Origin of the sequence: Streptomyces sp. NPDC012888 (assembly GCF_042900645.1) — a bacterium.
Classification (GTDB): Bacteria; Actinomycetota; Actinomycetes; order Streptomycetales; family Streptomycetaceae; genus Streptomyces.
Map to the genome: position 1 here is coordinate 47,118 of NZ_JBIBBM010000003.1, position 20,320 is coordinate 67,437.

The window sequence follows — 20,320 nt, forward strand, 5'->3', positions numbered from 1 at the left end:
TGACCGCACTATGGCAAAGGGACTCGTGAACGTGCAGGGCAAGCCTGCCAAGAAGAAGACCCCGGACAAGGGGCCGGAGCGCAAGCTCATCGCGCAGAACAAGAAGGCGCGGCACGACTACCACATCCTCGACACGTACGAGTGCGGCGTGGTCCTGATGGGCACCGAGGTGAAGTCGCTGCGGATGGGCCGGGCCTCGCTGGTGGACGGCTTCGTGCAGATCGACGGCGGCGAGGCGTGGCTGCACAACATCCACGTCCCCGAGTACCTCCAGGGCAGCTGGACCAACCACCACGCGAAGCGGAAGCGGAAGCTGCTGCTGCACCGCGAGGAGATCGACAAGCTGGAGCAGAAGTCCTCCGAGACGGGTCACACGATCGTGCCCCTCTCGCTGTACTTCCTGTCCGGCCGGGTGAAGTGCGAGATCGCGCTGGCCAAGGGCAAGAAGGAGTTCGACAAGCGCCAGACGCTGCGCGAGAAGCAGGACACGCGCGAGGCGAGCCGGGCCATCGCGGCGGCCCGCCGCCGGCAGCGCGCGGCCCAGCTCGGCTGACCCACGCGGAATAGGCTGGCGACCGTACGTGTTGGTCACGTACGATGGGCCCCGCACCCCACAGCGGGTGCACACCTTGATAAATCAACATGGGGATGATCGGTTTCGACAGCGGATGTCGAAGCAGGGGAAGCGTGTCGAGGAAGCGGCAATGATCTCGTAAACCACGCGCCGAAACCAATAATCGCCAACACCAAGCGCGATTCCTTCGCCCTCGCTGCCTAAGTAGCGACTCGCGAAGTGTCAGCCCGGGGCTGTTCCCGACCCGGATCCTGGCATCAGCTAGGGAACTAAACCTCTAGCCCCGGTCACGGGGGTTGGAGGGAAACCAAACAGTGACTGGGCCCGTCGGAGACTTGTCCGCGTGATCTCCGGGGCCGAGAAAAGCGCAGCGGACTGCACACGGAGAAGCCCTGGTTCTGCACCGTTGGACGCGGGTTCGATTCCCGCCATCTCCACTCATCCCATGTGGGCGAAGGCCCCGCGACCGGTCGGTCGCGGGGCCTTCGTCATCCCGGGTGCGGGGGCTGGTCGCCGTTGGCGGTGATGACCTCGATCTCGCAACGCGGGTTCCGGACGCCCCGCTTGATGCGAGCGTCCGCCGTCAGCAGGGGGACGCCCAGTGCCTCGGCGAGGGCGACGTACGTGGCGTCGTAGGCGGACAGGTTGGCGTACAGCTTCCGGATCCGGGGGAGTAGCGAGCTTGTCTCGTGCCGCTGTACGCGCAGCCCCTCGTAGGTCCTGAAGTGGTCGTCGAGGCTCAGGGGGTCGATTCTGGCGCCGCGGGCCAAGCCCAGCAGTGCGGATGCGACCTCCGTGTCCAGGAGGTAGGGAGCGGCGAGAGCGTCTTCCTCGCCGATGCGCCGGCGGGCTGCGGCGCCACGGGAGCCCCTGTCCGTGAGGAACAGGACGAGGGCGGAGGCGTCCACGACGATCAACGGGCCGCTCGTCCTGCGTCGATGGCGTCGAGAACGTCCTGGATGTCGATGTCCTCGGTGGCGTAGCGCTCGGCACGGTCGGCCATCTCGCCGAGCGTGGGCTGGGTCGCGTCTCGGGTGACGAGGGCGAGCAGGTAACTCTGGAGGGACTGTCCGGCCTCAGCGGCGCGGACCTTTATCCGGCGGGCGATGTCGTCGGGGACTTCCCGGATCGTGAATGCAGTCATGACTGCATTTTATCGTCAGTGCAGTCATCTTGCAGTCACTCGCCAGGGGGTCGCGGCCCGCGAAGGCCCCGCGACCGGTCGGTCGCGGGGCCTTCGTCATGTCCGACGACAGGGTCAGCAGTAGGGGATCTTGTTCAGGTTGAGGGCGTGGCGGGCGGGGATCCAGCCGCGGCCGTCGGCGAGCTTGTACCAGATCGCGTTGCCGTCGACGGTCTGCCCCTTGACCTTGCACTGGACCGGGACGACCGAGCCGTTCTTGACGGTGCCGGTCAGGCGGTAGGTCGTGCCGGGGCCGGAGCGGACCGTCAGCTTGTGGGCGGACGAGACGACACGGGCCTTGTTCCTGACCCTGTGCCCGCCCTTGCCGTCGTCGTGCTTGCCGCACTTGCAGTCGCCCGGCTTGCCGTCGTCGCCCTTGGGGCCGCGGGGGCCGGCCGGGCCCTGGGGTCCCTGCGGGCCGGCCGGGCCCTGGGGTCCGCCTCCGGGGCCGGCGGGGCCTTGCGGGCCCTGGGGGCCCTGGGGGCCGACGGGGCCGCGCTTGCCCTGGTCGCCCTTGGGGCCCGGGCGTCCCGGCTTGCCCTGGTCGCCCCTCTCGCCCTTCTCGCCCTTGCGGCCCGGGTGTCCCTTCTCGCCCTTGGGGCCCTGCTCGCCCCTGGGGCCCTGGGGGCCGGCCGGGCCCTGCGGTCCCTGGGGGCCGGCGGGACCCTGCGGCCCGGCGGGGCCTCCGGCGGGGCCGGCAGGGCCCTGAGGTCCGGTCGGGCCCTGAGGTCCGGCGGGGCCCTGAGGTCCGGCGGGGCCCCGGGGGCCGGTCGGGCCCTCGTGGCCGCGGGGGCCCTCGTCGCCGCGCGGGCCGCGGTCGCCGGGCTCGCCCTGCGGGCCGCGCTCGCCCCGGTCTCCCTTGTCCCCCTTGTCGCCCTTCTCGCCCTTGGGGCCGGGGCGGCCCGGCTCGCCGTCGTGACCCGGGCGGCCCGGCTTCCCGTCGTGACCGGGACGGCCGTCGTGGCCGGGGCGGCCGTCGTCGCCGCGGTCGCCCTTCTCCCCGCGCGGGCCGGTGACCGGCGTGGCCACCCCGAACAGCACCGGCTCGTCGGTGCCCGTCGCCCACTCGCCGCCGTCCAGGGTGGTGCCCTCGGGCGCGTTCGCGTCCACCTTCAGCACCACGCCCAGCCGCGTCCGCGTGTTCGCCGGGAACAGGAACCCGGCCCGGCTGCCCGCCTGGCAGGTCAGCCGGCGCGCGTCCGCGGACCGGGTGCACGGTACTGCGGCCCGCTGGTCGTTCCAGTAGAAGCGGGCCTCCGGGAACGTGGTGCGCTCCGGCGCGGTGATCCGGAACGCGGAACTCGTCGCCGCGTCGGCGCCGTTGGACGCCACGATCACGATCCGTCCGGTCCGGCCGGGAGCGATCGAGGGCAGGTACGGCTGCGCGAAGCGGATGCTCGACGAGTCGGCCAGGGCCGGGGCGGCCGGCACCAGACAGGTCGCGGTGACGGCCGCGACGACCATGGCCGCGGGAAGGCAGCGGGAAGCAGGCAAGGGGGTTCCTCCGCAAGGGAACGGCACGGGCCCGGGACCGGGCCCCGAGGGGGCGCGACCGGGCCGGTGGGTGAAGGTCCCCCCAGTAGAGAGCGGATGATGACACCGCCTCCGTCAACGCGCGACCCGGGTCACCCGGACGCCGGAGCCGCGTTGGGCCGAGCCGGTCACCAGGGCGATCAGGGCCGCCGCGGCGGGCACCGCGTACGCCGTCACCGGGCCGAGGTGCTCCACCGCCCAGCCGCCCGCCGCCGCCCCGCCCGCGATCCCGGCCAGGATCGCCGTCACGGCCAGGGTCATGCCCTCGTTCAGCCGCTCCGGCGGCGTGAGCCGGTGGACCCGCGACATGGCGGTGACCATGGTCGGCGCCGTCGCCATGCCCGCCACCAGCAGGGCCGCGGCCAGCACCGGCAGCGGACCCGCCGCCGCCGCGACCGCCGGCAGGCACATCGCGCAGGCCAGCGCGACCAGACAGGTGCCCAGCCCGCGCGGGCGCAGCGTGCCGTACAGCAGGCCGGCCGCGCAGGAACCGGCTGCCTGCAGGGCGAGCACCGGCCCGGCGGCGGCGCCCAGTCCGCGCTCGTCGAGATGGGCGATGGAGGCGATCTCCATCGAACCGAACACCGTGCCGAGGGCGAGGAACAGCACGAGCAGCGGCCGCATGCCCGGGGTCCGCAGCGGAGAGCGCGAGCGCGTGCCGGCGGCCGCGGCAGCGACCGGCGGTTCGGTGGCCCGCCGGGAGAGGAACAGCAGCATGCCGGCGAGCAGCAGGACCGCCCCGGCCAGCGTCCCCGCCTCCGGGAACAGCCCGCTGCACAGGGCGGCCGCCACCACCGGCCCCAGCATGAAACAGGCCTCGTCGGCGGCCTGTTCGAAGGACATCGCGGTGTGGTGGGCCCGGCTGTCGCCGCGCAGCAGGTGCGTCCAGCGCGCCCGGGACATGCCGCCGATGTTGGGGGTGGTCGCGGTGGCCGCGTAGCAGGCGAACAAGGTCCAGTCGGGCGCCCCGGTACGGACGCAGAGCACGAGGGCCAGGCTGCCCAGTACGGCGAGCACGGTGGCCGGAAGGGCGACCCGGGCCTGACCGTGGCGGTCGACGAGCCGGGCGGTCCACGGCGCGACCAGCGCGGTGGCCGCGAGACCGGTGGCGGTGACGGCCCCGGCCAGGGCGTACGAGCCGCGCTCACCGGCGATCATCATCACCGCGCTGACCCCGAACATGCCCATCGGCAGCCGCGCGATCAGGTTGCCGGCGGTGAACCCGCGGGTCCCGGGCAGCCGGAACAGCTCCCGGTAGGGGGCGACCGGGCCGCGGCCACGGGGCGTCCGGGGCGCGCGCCGCGGCCCGCCTCCCGGGCCCGGCCCGGGGGCGACCAGCACCAGCGTCTGGCCGGTGGCCGTCATCAACGGCCGCCCCGCGGCGGGGCGTACGGGCGGACGGGTGGACGGGGCGGGGGAGCGGGTGGGGGCCGAAACGGTCATGCCCCCACCTTCGCCGGGCCCGGGCCGGGCGGTCCAACACCTGTCCGGGCTCCGTTCACGCGCCCGTGTTGTTAATCTCCTGCGGTGCCGATCCCCGATCTCGAACCCCGGCTGCTGCGCGGCTTCCTCGCCGTCGCCGAAGAGCTGCACTTCACCCGCGCCGCCGCCCGCCTGTACGTCGCCCAGCAGGCGCTGAGCCGCGACGTGCGCCGGCTGGAGCGGGAACTGGGCGCCGAGCTGTTCGTGCGGAGCACCCGCCACGTCGAACTGACCCCCGACGGACAACGGCTGGTCCCCCACGCCCGACGGGTGCTGCGCGCCCACGAGGAGCTCGCCGCCGCCTTCGCCGGCCCGGCCGGCCACGCGCGGCCGCTGCTGGTCGACCTGAACACCGACGGGCCCAGCACCGCCCGCACCGTCCTGGAACGCGCCCGCGAACTCGCCCCCGGCGTCGAGCTGATGGCCCGCTTCGAGAGCGGTCTGACCCACGCGGCCGCCGAGATCCTCGCGGGCCGGCTCGACGTGTCCTTCGGCCGGGCCGGCGGCCTGCCCGCCGGAGTGCGGGCCCGGCTCGACCGGCACCCCGTACGGTACGAGCCGCTGGCCGTGCTGCTGCCCGACGACCACCCGCTGGCCGGGCTGGAGACCGTACCGCTGGCCGCACTGACCGGGGAGTCCGTCTACGCGGGCGCCGGCAACCCGCGCACCCTGGAGTGGACCGACCTCGCCGAGGCCCTGTTCGAAGGCCGGGACATCAAGATCGCCCCGCCCGCGCCGGTGGCCGTCGGCAAGGAGGAGTTCCGCAGGGTCATGGCCAAGACCCGCAACCCGGTCCTGGCGACCGTCGACTTCGTCCGCATGCCGGGCAGCGTCAACCGGCCCCTGGTAGACCCGGTCCCGCTGTCCCCGCTGTCCATGGTGTGGCGCAGGGGCGTCCACCACCCCGGCATCGACGCGCTGCGCACCGCCGCCGCGGAGCTCGCCGCCGCGCACGGCTGGCTCGACGTACCGGCCGGCAGCTGGCGGCCGGAACCGCTCACATCCGGCACCGGCCGGGGGTGAGAGCAAGGTTTCCCGGCGGTCACCGTCCGGGGACCGGGCGCGAAACGCGCCGACCCTACGGTCTGGCTCTACGGACGCGACAGCTGTGGAGGCGTGATGACCGGAAAGCCGGCCCGCACCGGGGGACGCTGGATCGAGCGGTGGGACCCCGAGGACGAGGTGTTCTGGAAGGAGACCGGGGAGCGGACCGCCCGGCGGAACCTGGTCTACTCGGTGTTCTCCGAGCACATCGGGTTCTCCGTCTGGTCCCTGTGGTCCGTGATGGTCCTCTTCATGGGCCCGGAGTACGGGGTCGACCCGGCCGGGAAGTTCTTCCTGATCGCCACCGCCACCTTCGTCGGGGCCCTGGTGCGGGTGCCGTACACCTTCGCCGTCGCCCGCTTCGGCGGCCGCAACTGGACCGTCTGCAGCGCGCTGATGCTGCTCGCCCCGACCGTCGCCGCGCTGGTGGTGATGGAACCGGGCACCTCGTACGGCACCTTCCTGCTGGTGGCCGCGCTCACCGGCGTCGGCGGCGGCAACTTCGCCTCCTCCATGACCAACATCAACGCCTTCTTCCCGCTCCGCCGGAAGGGCTGGGCGCTCGGCCTCAACGCGGGCGGCGGCAACATCGGCGTGCCCGTCATCCAGCTGGCCGGCCTGCTGGTCATCGGCACGGCCGGGGCCGGCCACCCGCGGTTGCTGCTCGCCGCGTACGTCCCGCTGATCGTGGTGGCGGCCGCGCTGGCCTGGCTGCGTATGGACAACCTGGCGCCGGTGCGCAACGACACCGGCGCGGTCCGCGAGGCACTGCGCGACCGCCACACCTGGATCATGGCCTTCCTCTACACCGGGACCTTCGGTTCCTTCATCGGGTACGGCTTCGCCTTCGGGCTGGTGCTGCAGACGCAGTTCGGGCGGACCCCGCTCCAGGCCGCCTCGCTCACCTTCACCGGACCACTGCTGGGCTCGCTGATCCGGCCGGTCGGCGGCGCCCTCGCGGACCGCTTCGGCGGGGCCCGGATCACCCTGGCCACGTTCGTGGCGATGGCCGCCGCCACGGGGGTGGTCATCGCGGCCTCGCTGCGGGAGTCGCTGCCCGTGTTCCTCGGCGGGTTCATGGCGCTGTTCTTGCTGAGCGGGCTGGGCAACGGCTCCACGTACAAGATGATCCCGGGCATCTTCCAGGCGAAGGCGCTGGCCCGCGGGATGGCCGGGGAGGAGGCCGCGGCGTACGGGCGGCGGCTTTCCGGGGCCGCGATGGGGCTCATCGGGGCGGTCGGGGCGGTCGGCGGGCTGGGCATCAACCTGGCGTTCCGGGAGGCGTTCGCGACGTCCGGCTCCGGGACGGCGGCGTTCACCGCCTTCCTCGCCTTCTACGCCGCGTGCTGCCTGGTCACCTGGGCGGTATACCTTCGCCGGCCGGTCGGGCCAGGGCCGGCCCCCTCGGCCGGAGAAAGGGCCGAGCCGCAGCTCACGACGGTGTGAGCGGGCGGGCCAGCGTGTAACCGGGGCGAAATACGCGTGAACCGAGCCTGACATGCCACCTTGGCAGGCTCGTTCTCGCCGCAGCCGCCACCACATTTGCGCCACTAGGCAGGTCACGATGATCGACGCCCACACCGCCGGACCCGGGCCGCTCGCCGGATTCACCGTCGGGGTCACCGCGGCCCGGCGGGCCGACGAACTCATCGCGCTGCTCCGCAGGCGCGGAGCGGCGGTACTGCACGCGCCGGCCCTGCGGATCGTGCCGCTGGCCGACGACAGCGAACTGCTCGCCGCGACCAAGGAACTCATCGGCTGCGCGCCGGACGTCGTCGTCGCCACCACCGCGATCGGGTTCCGCGGCTGGATCGAGGCGGCGGACGGCTGGGGGATCGGGGAGGAACTCCTGGCGCGGCTCCGCGGGGCCGAACTCCTGGCCCGCGGGCCGAAGGTGAAGGGGGCGATCCGGGCCGCCGGGCTCGTGGAGGAGTGGTCCCCGGAGTCGGAGTCGCTGGCGGAGGTGCTGGAACGGATGCTGGCCGCCGGGGTGGCCGGGCGGCGGGTCGCCCTGCAACTCCACGGGGAGCCGCTGCCCGGGTTCGTGGAGGCGCTCCGGGCGGCCGGCGCGGACGTGGTCGTCGTACCGGTGTACCGGTGGATGGCGCCCGAGGACCTCGGACCGCTGGACCGGCTGCTGGACGCGGTGGCCGCGGGCGGTGTGGACGCGGTCAGCTTCACCTCGGCCCCGGCCGCGGCCTCGCTGATCTCCCGGGCGGAGGAGCGGGACATGGGGGAGCTGGTGCTGGGCGCGCTGCGGGGCGGGGTGCTGGCGGCCTGCGTGGGGCCGGTCACCGCGCTGCCGCTGCAGGCGCGGGACGTGCCCACGGTGCAGCCGGACCGGTTCCGGCTGGGGCCCCTGGTGCAGCTGCTGTGCCAGGAGCTGCCGGCGCGGGCCAGGACCCTGCCGGTGGCCGGCCGGCGGCTGGAGATCCGCGGCCACGCCGTACTGGTCGACGGCGAGCTCCGGGCGGTGCCGCCGGCCGGCATGTCACTGCTGCGGGCACTGTCCCGCCGGCCGGGCTGGGTGGTGCCCCGGGCGGAGCTGCTGCGGGCGCTGCCGGGGGCGGGGCGGGACGAGCACGCGGTGGAGACGGCGATGGCGCGGCTGCGGGGGGCGCTGGGGGCGCCGAAGATGATCCAGACGGTGGTCAAGCGGGGGTACCGGCTGTCGCTGGACCCGTCGACGGCGGCGAAGTACGACACGGCGTGACCCGGCCGGGCGGGGCGCTGCCCCGTGCCCCGCGCCTCAATCGTCGGCGGCGCCGGTCGGCTGGGCGGGGCCCGGGGTGGCCGCCCCGCGGGGGCGGGGGTGAGGGGCGGCAGGGGTACCGGCCTGGGCGGGGGGCGGCGTAGCGTGCGGGGGTGATCTTTGACGGGGTGGAGATGCGGGGGCTGCGGGCCGGGGACGCGGCCGGGCTGGCCGAGGCGCTGGTGCGGAACCGGGAGAACATGCGGGGCGTCGAGCCGGACCGGCCCGACTCCTACTACACCGAGGCCGGGCAGGCCGCCCGGATCGAGGGGATGCTCGCCGAGCAGGACGACGGCCGGCTGCGGCCGTTCCTGTTCGTCGAGGCCGCCACCGGCCGCGTCGTCGGCGCGATCAATCTGGGGAGCATCACGCTGGGCCCGCTGTGCAGCGGCGGCGTCGGCTACTGGGTCGACCACGCCCGGCGTGGCCGCGGCCTGGCCCACGCGGGCCTGGAGGAGGTCCTCCGGATCGCCCGCGACGAGGTCGGCCTGCACCGCGTGGAGGCGGGCACGCTCGTCGACAACCTGGCCTCCCAGCGCGTCCTCGCCAAGGCGGGGTTCGAGCGGTACGGCACTGCCCCGCGCTACCTCCACGTCGCCGGCGCCTGGCGCGACCACCACCTCTTCCAGCGCCTGCTGCACGACGACCCCCCGCCCGTGTAGGGGGTCTTCCGCCCGGCCCCCGCCGGGGGCACTCTGGGCGGGTGACGGGCATGTGGTTCGACTCCGGGCGGGTCTGCCTCGACCTGGTGGCCACCGCCGGGCCCCCCGAGGGCCTCCGGGACGGCGCCGCGCTGCGCCTGTGGCTGACCGGTGCCGGGCTCGTCCCGTACGGCACCCCCCTCGGCGGTCTCGGCGCCGACTGGCCGGCCGCGTTCCGGGACCTTCGCGCCGACCTCCGGACCCTGGTGCGCGCGGAGCTCGGCGGCAGCCGGCCCGAGGAACCGGCCCTGGAGCGGGTCAACGCGGCGGCGGCCGGGCCACCCCCCGGACTGTGTGCCGTACGCGGACAAGAGGGGCGGCTCGTAAGGGAGTTGAGCGGCCGCGTGGACCGCGCCGCGCTGCTCGCCGCGGTCGCGCGGGACGCCGTGGAGCTGCTCACCGCCCCCGCCGACCTCGCCCTGCTCCGGGCCTGCGAGGGCGACGGCTGCACGCGGATCTATCTGGACACCTCGCGCGGGCGGCGCCGCCGCTGGTGCTCCAGCGAGCTGTGCGGCAACCGCGAGCGGGTCGCCCGGCACCGCCGGCGCGCCGGGGCGGCACGCAGCCCGTAAGGGGGTGCGCGGGACGGGCGTGCGGACGGCCGGTCGGTTCGCGTACGGTTGACGGTCGCCCACGCACGTCAGAAGGGGGCCTTGGTGGCCGCGCAGGATGCCGCTGTAGACGCAGTCGACAGCACGGCGGACTCCGTCCGCGATCGGGAGATCGCGGTGGAGCAGACTCACCTGGACCAGGTGTACCGCCGCCTCGAAGAGAAGATCGACGAGGCGGAGTTCCTGATGAACGACGCGGCCAAGCGGGGCCAGGTCGGCACCCCGGGGGCGCTCGCCGAGCGCGACGCGCAGGTCTACCGGGCCGGCATCCACCTCAACCGGCTCAACAACGAGTTCGAGGACTTCCTCTTCGGGCGGATCGACCTCGTGCTGGGCAAGGACGGCGAGCGCGGGCCGGACGGCGCCTACACCTCCGTCGAGCCGGCCGAGGACGCGATCCGCGAGGACCTCACGGCGGACATCGCCGAGACCCTGCACATCGGCCGCATCGGCGTGCTCGACGCCGACTACTCCCCGCTGGTCATCGACTGGCGCGCGCCCGCCGCCGCGCCCTTCTACCGGTCCACCCCCAAGGAGCCCGGCCGGGTCGTGCGCCGCCGCGTCATCCGGTCCAAGGGGCGCCGCGTCCTCGGCGTCGAGGACGACCTGATGCGGCCCGAGGTGACGGCCTTCCTCGACGGCCGGGAGCTGCCCGCCATCGGCGACGGCGCCCTGATGGCCGCGCTCGGCCGCGCCCGCACCCACACCATGCGGGACATCGTCTCCTCCATCCAGGCCGAGCAGGACCTCGTCATCCGGGCGCCCGCCGCCTCCGTCGCCGAGGTCTCCGGCGGCCCCGGCACCGGCAAGACCGCCGTCGCCCTGCACCGCGCCGCGTACCTGCTGTACCAGGACCGGCGGCGCTACGCGGGCGGCATCCTGATCGTCTCCCCGACCCCGCTGCTCGTCGCCTACACCGAGGGCGTGCTGCCCTCGCTCGGCGAGGAGGGCCAGGTCGCCATCCGCGCGCTCGGCTCGCTGGTCGACGGCGCCGAGGCCACCACGTACGACGAGCCCGCCGTGGCGCGGATCAAGGGCTCGGCACGGATGCTGAAGGTGCTCCGCAAGGCCGTACGGGGGGCCCTGGAGCTGGGCGACGCCCCGGAACGCCTGCGGGTCGTGGCCTTCGGCCGGCGCCATGAGCTGGAGGCGGAGGAGCTCGACCGGATCCGGCAGACCGTCCTCGGCGGTACCGCGCCGGTCAACCTGCTGCGCCCCCGGGCCCGCCGGTTGCTGCTGGACGCGCTCTGGGCGAAGTCCGGCGGCGCGAACCGCCACTCGGACCCGGAGCTCGCGGCCGAGCTGCGCTCCGCCTTCGACGAGGACGTCTCCACCGAGGACGTGTTCACCGACTTCCTGAACGCCTGGTGGCCGGAGCTGACCCCGCGCGGGGTGCTCGCCGCCATGCGCGACGAGCGGCGGCTGGGCCGCTGGTCGCGGCGGGTGCTGAACCCGGGCGAGACCCGCCGGCTGGCCCGCTCGCTGCGCCGCGAGGAGCTGTCGGTGCACGACGTCGCCCTGCTGGACGAGCTCCAGACGCTGCTCGGCGCCCCCGCGCGGCCCAAGCGGAAGCGGGAGCTCGACCCGCTGGACGCGCTCACCGGGCTGGAGGAGCTGATGCCGCAGCGTGAGGAGACGCAGCGGGAGCGCGCGGAGCGGCTGGCGGCCGAACGGGTCGACTACGCGCACGTCATCGTGGACGAGGCCCAGGACCTGACCCCCATGCAGTGGCGGATGGTCGGCCGACGCGGCCGTCACGGCACCTGGACGGTGGTGGGCGACCCGGCGCAGTCCTCGTGGCCGGACCCGCAGGAGGCGGCCGCGGCACGTGACGAGGCGCTGGGCAGCCGCCCGCGCCGCCGCTTCACCCTGACCGTGAACTACCGCAACCCGGCCGAGATCGCCGAGCTGGCCGCCAAGGTGCTGCGGCTGGCCATGCCGGGCATGGAACCGCCGTCCGCGGTCCGCTCCACCGGCCTGCGCCCGCGCTTCACGACGGTGGACGGGGAGTTGCGCGACACCGTCCGCGAGGAGGCCCGCCGGCTGCTGGAGCAGGTCGACGGCACCGTCGGCGTGGTCGTGGCGATGGACCGGCGCAGGCAGGCGGCCGAGTGGCTCGCCGACCTCGGGCCGCGCGCCGTCGCCCTGGGCAGCCTGGAGGCCAAGGGCCTGGAGTACGACGCCACGGTGGTGGTCTCCCCGGCGGAGATCGCCGCGGAGTCCCCGGCCGGTCTGCGGGTGCTGTACGTGGCGCTCACCCGGGCGACCCAGCAGCTGACGGTGGTCTCGGCGGCGGCCGACGCCCCGGACGCGGACGGAGTTCCGGAACTGCTGCGGGACTGACCGTACGCCGGACGGTCGGCGCCCGGCCGCGTGGTGGGCGGGCGGCGGACCGCCGTGGGGGGCCCGGTTCCGGCGATCCTTTGTTAGCCTGGATACGACACCGGCTCGATCCAAGCCCCCGGGCCCAACCTTCGTCGCCTAGAGCGACCACTTGCCGCGAGGCGAGCATGGCGGGTCGGTGTCATAGGCGTTCATACAGGTCCGCGCCCCTCACCGAGTGAGGGGCGCGGACCTTTTCGTGCGGGCCCACCCTTCCACCGCCCCCGACTATCTCGTATGGTGGAAGAGTCTTTCCGAAATTTGTAGCTGGTTACCTTTTACCAGCCGGTAGGTGGGACGATCGGACAACAGGTCCTGCCGCACCTGCCGTGCGCGGGCCCGTGTACAGCGAACACAGGGAAAGCAGAGGAAACCGGCCATGGCAACGGCGCCCAGCGTCTCGTACTCGATGACGGTCCGCCTGGAGGTGCCCGCGAGCGGAACCGCGGTCTCCCAGCTCACCACCGCGGTGGAGTCCTCCGGCGGCTCCGTGACCGGCCTCGACGTGACCGCCTCCGGCCACGAGAAGCTCCGTATCGACGTCACCATCGCCGCGACCTCCACGGCGCACGCGGACGAGATCGTCGAGAAGCTGCGCGGCATCGAGGGCGTCTCCCTCGGCAAGGTCTCCGACCGCACCTTCCTGATGCACCTCGGCGGCAAGATCGAGATGGCGGCCAAGCACCCCATCCGCAACCGTGACGACCTCTCGATGATCTACACCCCGGGCGTGGCCCGCGTGTGCATGGCGATCGCCGAGAACCCCGAGGACGCCCGGCGCCTCACCATCAAGCGCAACTCCGTCGCAGTCGTGACGGACGGCTCCGCCGTCCTCGGCCTCGGCAACATCGGCCCGAAGGCCGCGCTGCCCGTCATGGAGGGCAAGGCGGCCCTCTTCAAGCGGTTCGCGGGGATCGACGCCTGGCCGATCTGCCTGGACACCCAGGACAGCGACGAGATCGTCGCGATCGTCAAGGCGATCGCCCCCGGGTTCGCCGGCATCAACCTGGAGGACATCTCCGCGCCGCGCTGCTTCGAGATCGAGGCCCGGCTCCGCGAGGCCCTCGACATCCCCGTCTTCCACGACGACCAGCACGGCACCGCGATCGTGGTCCTCGCCGCCCTCACCAACGCCCTGCGCGTGGTGGGCAAGGCCATCGGCGACGTCAAGGTGGTCATGTCCGGTGCCGGCGCGGCCGGTACGGCCATCCTGAAGCTGCTGCTGTCGGCCGGCGTGAAGAACGCCGTCGTCGCCGACGTGCACGGCGTCGTCCACGCCGGCCGCCCCGACCTGGTGGACGCCGACGCCGACTCCCCGCTGCGCTGGATCGCCGACAACACCAACCCCGAGGGCTACACCGGCACCCTCAAGGAGGCCGTGGTCGGGGCCGACGTCTTCATCGGCGTCTCCGCCCCGAACGTGCTCGGCGGGGAGGACGTCGCGGCCATGGCCGAGGGCGCCATCGTGTTCGCGCTCGCGAACCCGGACCCCGAGGTGGACCCCGCGATCGCCCGCCAGACGGCCGCCGTCGTGGCCACCGGCCGGTCGGACTTCCCGAACCAGATCAACAACGTGCTGGTCTTCCCGGGCGTCTTCCGCGGCCTGCTCGACGCCCAGTCGCGGACCGTGAACACCGACATGATGCTGGCCGCCGCGAGCGCCCTCGCCGACGTGGTCGGCGAGGACGAGCTGAACGCGAACTACATCATCCCTTCGGTCTTCAACGACAAGGTCGCCGGCGCCGTCGCGGGCGCCGTCCGCAAGGCCGCCACCGCCGCTGTGGCGCCGCCCGCGTCCGCCTGAACCGGCGCGTCGCGGGATGCGGGGCCGCCGGACCGCCTCTAGGGTTGCGGGGATGCCCGCGAGGTCCGCGGTTCCGCATCCCCGAGCCTCCCCACTGGTGCGGACGGAGCGTTACCGCGGCGTGACCGTGGCGCTTTTCGTGTGACCCTGGCGGGTGCCGGATTGGCTTTCCCGCCGCAGGTGGGGGCAGGATGCGTGACTGTGGCGCGAGGGTCTGACGGCAGACCCGGGTCCGGGGACTGTCCGAGGGCCCTGGCAGCATCGGCTTCGCTGGTGCCAAACATGCGGCTCTGCCGCGTGGCACGCCTCATTGGCAAGTTGAACACGGGAGTACAACATGAACCGCAGTGAGCTGGTGGCCGCTCTGTCCGAGCGCGCCGAGGTGACCCGCAAGGACGCCGACGCCGTTCTGGCCGCGCTCGCCGAGACCATCGGCGAGGTCGTCGCCAAGGGCGACGAGAAGGTCACCATCCCCGGCTTCCTGACCTTCGAGCGCACCCACCGTGCCGCTCGCACCGCGCGCAACCCGCAGACCGGCGACCCCATCCAGATCCCGGCCGGCTACAGCGTGAAGGTCTCCGCGGGCTCCAAGCTCAAGGAAGCCGCCAAGGGCAAGTGAGGCCCCTGCCGTGACGGCTCCCGCCCCGGGCCCCGCCCGGGGCCCGGCCGGGCCGCACGGCGCGGCACGAAGCCGAAGGGCGGCCACCCCCGCGAGGGGGTGGCCGCCCTTCGGCCGTACGGGCCCGGACGGCGGGCCCGTCAGACCACGTCGCCGCCCGGCAGTTCGACCTTGGCGCCGAGCTCCACGAGCTTCTCCATGAAGTTCTCGTAGCCCCGGTTGATCAGGTCGATGCCGTGCACCCGCGAGGTGCCCTCCGCGGCCAGGGCCGCGATCAGGTACGAGAAGCCGCCGCGCAGGTCCGGGATGACCAGGTCGGCGCCCTGCAGCTTGGTCGGGCCGGAGACGACCGCCGAGTGCAGGAAGTTGCGCTGGCCGAAGCGGCAGGCCGAGCCGCCCAGGCACTCCCGGTACAGCTGGATGTGGGCGCCCATCTGGTTGAGCGCCGAGGTGAAGCCCAGCCGGGACTCGTACACCGTCTCGTGGACGATGGACAGGCCGGCGGCCTGGGTCAGGGCGACCACCAGCGGCTGCTGCCAGTCGGTCTGGAAACCGGGGTGCACGTCGGTCTCCAGCGCGATGGCGTTCAGCGGGCCGCCCGGGTGCCAGAACCGGATGCCGTGGTCGTCGATCTCGAAGGCGCCGCCGACCTTGCGGTAGGTGTTGAGGAAGGTCATCATCGAGCGCTGCTGGGCGCCGCGCACGTAGATGTTGCCGCCGGTGGCCAGCGCCGCGGACGCCCAGGAGGCGGCCTCCAGGCGGTCCGGGAGCGCCTTGTGGTTGTAGCCGCGCAGCCGCTCCACACCGGTGATCCGGATGGTGCGGTCGGTGTCCATGGAGATGATGGCGCCCATCTTCTGCAGCACGCAGATGAGGTCCTCGATCTCCGGCTCCACGGCCGCGTTGGACAGCTCGGTGACGCCCTCGGCCAGTACGGCCGTCAGCAGCACCTGCTCGGTCGAGCCGACCGAGGGGTAGGGGAGGCGGATCTTGCAGCCGCGCAGCCGCTGCGGGGCCTCCAGGTACTGGCCGCCCTCGCGCTTCTCGATGGTCGCGCCGAACTGGCGCAGCACGTCGAAGTGGAAGTCGATCGGCCGGCCGCCGATGTCGCAGCCGCCCAGGCCCGGGATGAAGGCGTGGCCGAGGCGGTGCAGCAGCGGGCCGCAGAACAGGATCGGGATCCGGGAGGAGCCCGCGTGCGCGTCGATGTCGGCGACGTTCGCGCTCTCCACGTGGGTCGGGTCCATCACCAGCTCGCCGGGCTCGTCACCCGGGCGCACCGTCACGCCGTGCAGCTGGAGCAGGCCGCGGACCACCCGGACGTCACGGATGTCGGGGACGTTGCGCAGGCGGCTGGGTTCGCTTCCGAGCAGAGCGGCGACCATGGCCTTCGGCACGAGGTTCTTCGCGCCTCGGACTCGGATCTCGCCCTCCAGCGGGGTGCCGCCGTGGACAAGCAGGACATCGTCTGTGCCGGTCATGTATCTCGCGTTCCGAGTCGGGGGTCCCCCCGGGAGCCAGGGGGCGTGGGCAGGGGCCAGGGAAAAGGGTAAGGGTCGCCGACCCCCTGTTCGTAAGGCCGACGCGGCCGCGGGACTGTCATGAATTCGCCACAACACCCTGAGTGCCCGGGAAATGGCGGAGGGTTGCGTTCCGCGGGCTCGTGAGGAACCACCCGAACGCCACGGCGCGCGCGCCTCCTCTGCAGCAGTGCGCCCCGGTCCGTGCGTGCCGCGTACTGCTCCGTCCGCTCCCCCCGGACGGCGAATGTGCGGGATCATTGCGGCATGACCGAGGTGTCCTCCCTCACCGGACGGCTGCTCGTGGCCACACCCGCCCTTGCGGACCCCAACTTCGACCGCGCGGTGGTCCTCCTGCTCGACCACGACGAGCAGGGGTCCCTCGGCGTGGTCCTCAACCGGCCCACCCCGGTGGGCGTCGGTGACATCCTGCTGCCCTGGGCGGCGCTGGCCGGCGACCCGGGAGTGGTCTTCCAGGGCGGCCCGGTCGCCCTCGACTCCGCCCTCGGCATCGCGGTGATCCCCGGGGAGGAGGGTCCGGTCGGCTGGCGCCGGGTGTACGGCGCGATCGGCCTGGTCGACCTGGAGGCGCCGCCGGAACTGCTCAGCGGGGCCCTCGGCTCGCTGCGGATCTTCGCCGGCTACTCGGGCTGGGGCCCCGGCCAGCTGGAGGACGAGCTGGGCGACGGCGCCTGGTACGTGGTGGAGTCCGAGCCGGGCGACATCTCCTTCCCGGCACCGGAACAGCTCTGGCGGGCGGTGCTCCGGAGGCAGCGCAGCGAGCTCGCGATGGTGGCCACCTACCCCGACGACCCGTCGCTCAACTGAGCCCCGCCCGGTTCAGTACCCTTGTTTTCATGAGCACTCTTGAGCCCGACCGCGGGACTGGCACGGGAACCCTCGTAGAGCCGACGCCGCAGGTTTCCCACGGCGACGGCGACCACGAGCGCTTCGCCCACTACGTCCAGAAGGACAAGATCATGGCGAGCGCCCTCGACGGGACCCCCGTCGTGGCGCTCTGCGGCAAGGTCTGGGTACCGGGCCGCGACCCGAAGAAGTACCCCGTCTGCCCCATGTGCAAGGAGATCTACGAGTCCATGGGCGCGGGTGGCGACAAGGACAAGGGCGGCAAGGACAAGTAGTACGGCCGGCGCGGCCGGGCGGAACGGCCCGTTCCCGCAGGACCAAGGCCCCCGGGGTGCGCGAACGGCGCCCCCCGGGGGCCTTTCGCGTACTAGGGTCGGCGGGGACGAGCGCTGTGCGGAACGGCTGTTGCGCAGGGCGCAACGCGCTGCTGCGAAGGGTTTCCGCATGGACCACACGCCCCCGGGCCTGATCCCCCTGCCCTCGGCCGTCGAGCTGCGCCCCGGGGCGCAGCGCCTCACCCTCCCGCCCGAGCCGGTCCTCACCGCCGCTCCCGGCACCGAGGGGGTCGCCCGCTGGCTGCGCCGCGAGCTGGGCGCGGCCACCGGATGGACGCTGCCGCCCGCCGCGGAGGGCCCCCGCCCCGGCGCGCCCGCCGGCGTACGGCTGGCCCTGGACACGGAGCTGGCCGAGCGGTCCGGCCCCGAGGCGTACCGGCTCGCCGTGGGCGCGGACGGTGTGCGGCTGACCGGGGCCACGGCCGCGGGCCTGTTCTGGGCCGCCCAGACGCTGCGTCAGCTGCTGGGCCCCGACGCGTACCGCAGGGCGCCGCTGCCGGGACGGGTCTGGAGCCTGCCGTACGGGACGGTGGAGGACGCGCCCCGGTTCGGCTGGCGCGGCATGATGCTGGACGTGGCCCGCCACTTCACGCCGAAGGAGGGGGTGCTGCGCTGGATCGACCTGCTGGCCGCCCACAAGCTCAACGTGCTGCACCTGCACCTGACGGACGACCAGGGCTGGCGGATCGAGATCAGGCGTCACCCGAGGCTCACCGAGGTCGGCGCCTGGCGGGCGCGCAGCAAGTGGGGCCACGGCACCTCGGACCTCTGGAACGACACCCCGCACGGCGGCTTCTACACCCAGGACGACATCCGCGAGATCGTCGCCTACGCCGCCGAACGGCACGTCAGGATCGTGCCCGAGATCGACCTCCCGGGGCACTCGCAGGCGGCCATCGCCGCCTATCCGGAGCTCGGCAACACGGATGTGGTGGACACGGCCGCGCTGGGCGTGTGGGAGGACTGGGGCATCAACCCGAACGTCCTGGCGCCGACGGAGGCCGTACTGCGCTTCTACGAGGGCGTCTTCGAGGAGCTGCTGGAGCTGTTCCCGGCCGAGGTGTCGCCGTTCGTGCACGTCGGCGGCGACGAGTGCCCCAAGGAGCAGTGGCGGAAGTCGAGGACGGCGCAGGAACGCATCCGCGAGCTGGGCGTGGACGGCGAGGACGGCCTGCAGTCCTGGTTCGTCCGGCACTTCGACCACTGGCTGGCGGCCCGCGGGCGGCGCCTGATCGGCTGGGACGAGATCCTCGAGGGCGGCCTGGCGGAGGGGGCGGCGGTGTCGTCCTGGCGCGGGTACGCGGGCGGGACGGCCGCCGCCCGCGCCGGGCACGACGTGGTGATGTGCCCGGAGCAGCACGTGTACCTGGACCACCGTCAGGACGGCGGCGCGGACGAGCCGATGCCGATCGGGTACGTGCGCTCCCTGGAGGACGTGTACCGGTTCGAGCCGGTACCGCCTGAGCTGTCCGCGGAGGCGGCCCGCCACGTACTGGGCGCGCAGGCCAACATGTGGACCGAGGTGACGCAGGACCAGGGCCGGGTGGACTACCAGGTGTTCCCGCGGCTGGCGGCGTTCGCCGAGGTGGTGTGGTCGGCGCTGCCGGCGCCGGAGCGGCGGGACTTCGCGCGGTTCGAGGAGCGGATGGGGGCGCACTACCCGCGGCTGGACGCGCTGGGGGTCGACTACCGCCGGCCGGAGGGGCCGCTGCCCCGGCAGCGGCGGCCAGGGGTGCCCGGACGTCCGGTCGAGGGGGCACCCCCGAAGGCGTGACGCCGTCAATCGGCACTCTCCGCCCAAGTGGGTTGCGGGGGAAGAAAAGGGACCTTTCTTCCCGCGTGCGGCGGGGCCTCCCGGGAAGGGCGGAGGGGGAGCCGCCAACGGGGGGCGCCCGGGCCACCCTCGCGCCGGTGTGGTTCGGAAGATGTGCCAGAGTTGCCACGTCCCGGTCGTCAGCACGTACCGTACGGCGGACAGGCGTGAGCGCCGGGACATCGGGAAGGGGCAGCCGGGTTGACCACGCACGCACCGCAGGCGACGCAGTCCGTCACACTGCCCGTCACGCTCGACGAGGCGGTGGCGGCGCTCGCCGCCATGCCCGCCGCCGTTCCCGTCGCGGGCGGCACCGACCTCATGGCGGCCGTGAACGCCGGCCTGCTGCGGCCCGCCGGACTCGTCGGCCTCAGCCGGATCAGCGAGATCCGCGGCTGGCAGTACCAGGACGGGCACGCGCTGCTCGGCGCCGGCCTCACCCACGCGCGGATGGGCCGGCCCGACTTCGCCGCCCTCATCCCGGCGCTGGCCGCGGCCGCCCGCGCCGCCGGACCGCCGCAGATCCGCAACGCGGGCACGCTCGGCGGCAACATCGCCACCGCCGCCCCCACGGGAGACGCGCTGCCCGTGCTGGCAGCCCTGGAGGCCGTGCTGATCGTGGCCGGTCCGGGCGGGGCCCGGCGCGAGATCCCCGTCTCCCACCTGCTCGCGGGACGGGAGATGCTCCGGCCCGGCGAGCTGATCGGCTTCGTCCGCGTGCCGCTGCTGCACGCGCCGCAGGTGTTCCTCAAGGCGACCGGCCGCACCGGACCGGGACGGGCCGTGGCCTCCGTGGGCCTGGTCCTGGACCCGGCCCGGCGGGGCGTGCGGATCGCCGTGGGCGCGGTCGCGCCGATGCCCCTGCGGCCGCTGGAGGCCGAGCAGTGGGTGGCCTCGCTGATCGACTGGGACGCGGACCGGCGGCTGGCGCCCGAGGCCCTGGAGGCCTTCGGCGAGTACGTCGCGGCCGCGTGCGTACCGGACCAGGGCGACCCGGTTCCGGCCGGCGTCCTCCACCTGCGGCGGACGGTGGCCGTGCTGGCACGGAGGGCCCTCGGGAGGGCACTGAGCTCATGAGCGGGAACGGCAACGCGAACGGG

Annotated in this window: 18 protein-coding genes and 1 other RNA gene; 14 read left to right on the top strand and 5 right to left on the bottom strand. The window is 73.8% G+C overall.

All coding sequences use genetic code 11. From position 1 onward, the window contains the following. Positions 1-10 precede the first annotated feature (10 nt). Positions 11-553, top strand: coding sequence for an SsrA-binding protein SmpB (gene smpB / locus ACFY61_RS05065; RefSeq protein ID WP_389467124.1), 543 nt, complete (start codon positions 11-13; stop codon positions 551-553). Between the two features lie 91 nt (positions 554-644). After that, positions 645-1,014, top strand: a transfer-messenger RNA (tmRNA) gene (ssrA, locus tag ACFY61_RS05070). 48 nt (positions 1,015-1,062) lie between these two features. On the opposite strand, the gene ACFY61_RS05075 is transcribed toward ssrA, so the two are convergent. The 4 genes from ACFY61_RS05075 to ACFY61_RS05090 form a co-directional block, all read right to left on the bottom strand. Then, positions 1,063-1,482, bottom strand: coding sequence for a type II toxin-antitoxin system VapC family toxin (locus ACFY61_RS05075; RefSeq protein WP_389468126.1), 420 nt, complete (start codon positions 1,480-1,482; stop codon positions 1,063-1,065). Positions 1,483-1,487: 5 nt separating this feature from the next. Continuing rightward, positions 1,488-1,718 carry an antitoxin gene (locus ACFY61_RS05080; protein ID WP_389467127.1) on the bottom strand — a complete coding sequence of 77 codons (231 nt, stop codon included), beginning with the start codon at positions 1,716-1,718 and terminating at the stop codon, positions 1,488-1,490. A gap of 114 nt (positions 1,719-1,832) precedes the next feature. Next, a complete protein-coding gene (locus tag ACFY61_RS05085) occupies positions 1,833-3,251 on the bottom strand; it encodes an SH3 domain-containing protein (RefSeq protein ID WP_389467129.1) in 1,419 nt (472 codons plus the stop codon). Positions 3,252-3,365: 114 nt separating this feature from the next. Further along, positions 3,366-4,655 carry an MFS transporter gene (locus tag ACFY61_RS05090; RefSeq protein ID WP_389468129.1) on the bottom strand — a complete coding sequence of 430 codons (1,290 nt, stop codon included), beginning with the start codon at positions 4,653-4,655 and terminating at the stop codon, positions 3,366-3,368. A 168-nt stretch (positions 4,656-4,823) separates the two neighbouring features. On the opposite strand from ACFY61_RS05090, the gene ACFY61_RS05095 reads away from it, so the two are divergent. The 8 genes from ACFY61_RS05095 (at position 4,824) to ACFY61_RS05130 (ending at position 14,685) form a co-directional block, all read left to right on the top strand. Next, complete coding sequence (locus tag ACFY61_RS05095; RefSeq protein WP_389468131.1) at positions 4,824-5,795, top strand: LysR family transcriptional regulator; 972 nt, start codon at positions 4,824-4,826, stop codon at positions 5,793-5,795. Between the two features lie 96 nt (positions 5,796-5,891). Further along, positions 5,892-7,262, top strand: coding sequence for a nitrate/nitrite transporter (locus tag ACFY61_RS05100; protein WP_389467132.1), 1,371 nt, complete (start codon positions 5,892-5,894; stop codon positions 7,260-7,262). Positions 7,263-7,380: 118 nt separating this feature from the next. After that, complete coding sequence (locus ACFY61_RS05105) at positions 7,381-8,529, top strand: uroporphyrinogen-III synthase (RefSeq protein ID WP_389467135.1); 1,149 nt, start codon at positions 7,381-7,383, stop codon at positions 8,527-8,529. Between the two features lie 173 nt (positions 8,530-8,702). Continuing rightward, positions 8,703-9,230 carry a GNAT family N-acetyltransferase gene (locus ACFY61_RS05110; RefSeq protein ID WP_389468134.1) on the top strand — a complete coding sequence of 176 codons (528 nt, stop codon included), beginning with the start codon at positions 8,703-8,705 and terminating at the stop codon, positions 9,228-9,230. A gap of 50 nt (positions 9,231-9,280) precedes the next feature. Then, the gene (locus tag ACFY61_RS05115; protein WP_389468137.1) at positions 9,281-9,841 is read left to right on the top strand and encodes a CGNR zinc finger domain-containing protein; all 561 of its coding nucleotides are present in this window, start codon (positions 9,281-9,283) and stop codon (positions 9,839-9,841) included. A gap of 84 nt (positions 9,842-9,925) precedes the next feature. Beyond that, on the top strand, positions 9,926-12,223 hold the full coding sequence (locus ACFY61_RS05120; protein WP_389467138.1) for a HelD family protein: 2,298 nt from the start codon (positions 9,926-9,928) through the stop codon (positions 12,221-12,223). Between the two features lie 418 nt (positions 12,224-12,641). Further along, on the top strand, positions 12,642-14,066 hold the full coding sequence (locus ACFY61_RS05125) for an NAD-dependent malic enzyme (protein WP_389467140.1): 1,425 nt from the start codon (positions 12,642-12,644) through the stop codon (positions 14,064-14,066). Positions 14,067-14,403: 337 nt separating this feature from the next. Continuing rightward, the gene (locus ACFY61_RS05130; RefSeq protein WP_030875040.1) at positions 14,404-14,685 is read left to right on the top strand and encodes an HU family DNA-binding protein; all 282 of its coding nucleotides are present in this window, start codon (positions 14,404-14,406) and stop codon (positions 14,683-14,685) included. Between the two features lie 140 nt (positions 14,686-14,825). Here ACFY61_RS05130 and murA read toward each other — a convergent pair whose 3' ends face one another. Further along, the gene (gene murA, locus ACFY61_RS05135; protein WP_389467143.1) at positions 14,826-16,166 is read right to left on the bottom strand and encodes a UDP-N-acetylglucosamine 1-carboxyvinyltransferase; all 1,341 of its coding nucleotides are present in this window, start codon (positions 16,164-16,166) and stop codon (positions 14,826-14,828) included. 306 nt (positions 16,167-16,472) lie between these two features. Here murA and ACFY61_RS05140 point away from each other — a divergent pair, with 306 nt between their 5' ends. The 4 genes from ACFY61_RS05140 to ACFY61_RS05155 all read left to right on the top strand — a co-directional run bounded on the left by ACFY61_RS05140 (position 16,473) and on the right by ACFY61_RS05155 (position 20,297). After that, the gene (locus ACFY61_RS05140) at positions 16,473-17,033 is read left to right on the top strand and encodes a YqgE/AlgH family protein (protein WP_389467146.1); all 561 of its coding nucleotides are present in this window, start codon (positions 16,473-16,475) and stop codon (positions 17,031-17,033) included. A gap of 29 nt (positions 17,034-17,062) precedes the next feature. Further along, the gene (locus ACFY61_RS05145; protein ID WP_389467149.1) at positions 17,063-17,347 is read left to right on the top strand and encodes a DUF3039 domain-containing protein; all 285 of its coding nucleotides are present in this window, start codon (positions 17,063-17,065) and stop codon (positions 17,345-17,347) included. Positions 17,348-17,516: 169 nt separating this feature from the next. Beyond that, positions 17,517-19,181: a beta-N-acetylhexosaminidase gene (locus tag ACFY61_RS05150; RefSeq protein WP_389467152.1), complete on the top strand. Its 1,665-nt coding sequence runs from the start codon at positions 17,517-17,519 to the stop codon at positions 19,179-19,181. Positions 19,182-19,421: 240 nt separating this feature from the next. After that, complete coding sequence (locus ACFY61_RS05155) at positions 19,422-20,297, top strand: FAD binding domain-containing protein (RefSeq protein ID WP_389467153.1); 876 nt, start codon at positions 19,422-19,424, stop codon at positions 20,295-20,297. Positions 20,298-20,320: the final 23 nt, after the last annotated feature.

What these genes read in the sequence shown, in the direction of transcription:
- smpB (WP_389467124.1), top strand. Translation starts at nt 11, where the DNA reads ATGGCAAAGGGACTCGTGAACGTGCAGGGCAAGCCTGCCAAGAAGAAG.
- ACFY61_RS05080 (WP_389467127.1), bottom strand. Translation starts at nt 1,718, where the DNA reads ATGACTGCATTCACGATCCGGGAAGTCCCCGACGACATCGCCCGCCGG.
- ACFY61_RS05090 (WP_389468129.1), bottom strand. Translation starts at nt 4,655, where the DNA reads ATGACGGCCACCGGCCAGACGCTGGTGCTGGTCGCCCCCGGGCCGGGC.
- ACFY61_RS05100 (WP_389467132.1), top strand. Translation starts at nt 5,892, where the DNA reads ATGACCGGAAAGCCGGCCCGCACCGGGGGACGCTGGATCGAGCGGTGG.
- ACFY61_RS05105 (WP_389467135.1), top strand. Translation starts at nt 7,381, where the DNA reads ATGATCGACGCCCACACCGCCGGACCCGGGCCGCTCGCCGGATTCACC.
- ACFY61_RS05110 (WP_389468134.1), top strand. Translation starts at nt 8,703, where the DNA reads ATGCGGGGGCTGCGGGCCGGGGACGCGGCCGGGCTGGCCGAGGCGCTG.
- ACFY61_RS05115 (WP_389468137.1), top strand. Translation starts at nt 9,281, where the DNA reads ATGTGGTTCGACTCCGGGCGGGTCTGCCTCGACCTGGTGGCCACCGCC.
- ACFY61_RS05125 (WP_389467140.1), top strand. Translation starts at nt 12,642, where the DNA reads ATGGCAACGGCGCCCAGCGTCTCGTACTCGATGACGGTCCGCCTGGAG.
- ACFY61_RS05130 (WP_030875040.1), top strand. Translation starts at nt 14,404, where the DNA reads ATGAACCGCAGTGAGCTGGTGGCCGCTCTGTCCGAGCGCGCCGAGGTG.
- murA (WP_389467143.1), bottom strand. Translation starts at nt 16,166, where the DNA reads ATGACCGGCACAGACGATGTCCTGCTTGTCCACGGCGGCACCCCGCTG.
- ACFY61_RS05140 (WP_389467146.1), top strand. Translation starts at nt 16,473, where the DNA reads ATGACCGAGGTGTCCTCCCTCACCGGACGGCTGCTCGTGGCCACACCC.
- ACFY61_RS05145 (WP_389467149.1), top strand. Translation starts at nt 17,063, where the DNA reads ATGAGCACTCTTGAGCCCGACCGCGGGACTGGCACGGGAACCCTCGTA.
- ACFY61_RS05150 (WP_389467152.1), top strand. Translation starts at nt 17,517, where the DNA reads ATGGACCACACGCCCCCGGGCCTGATCCCCCTGCCCTCGGCCGTCGAG.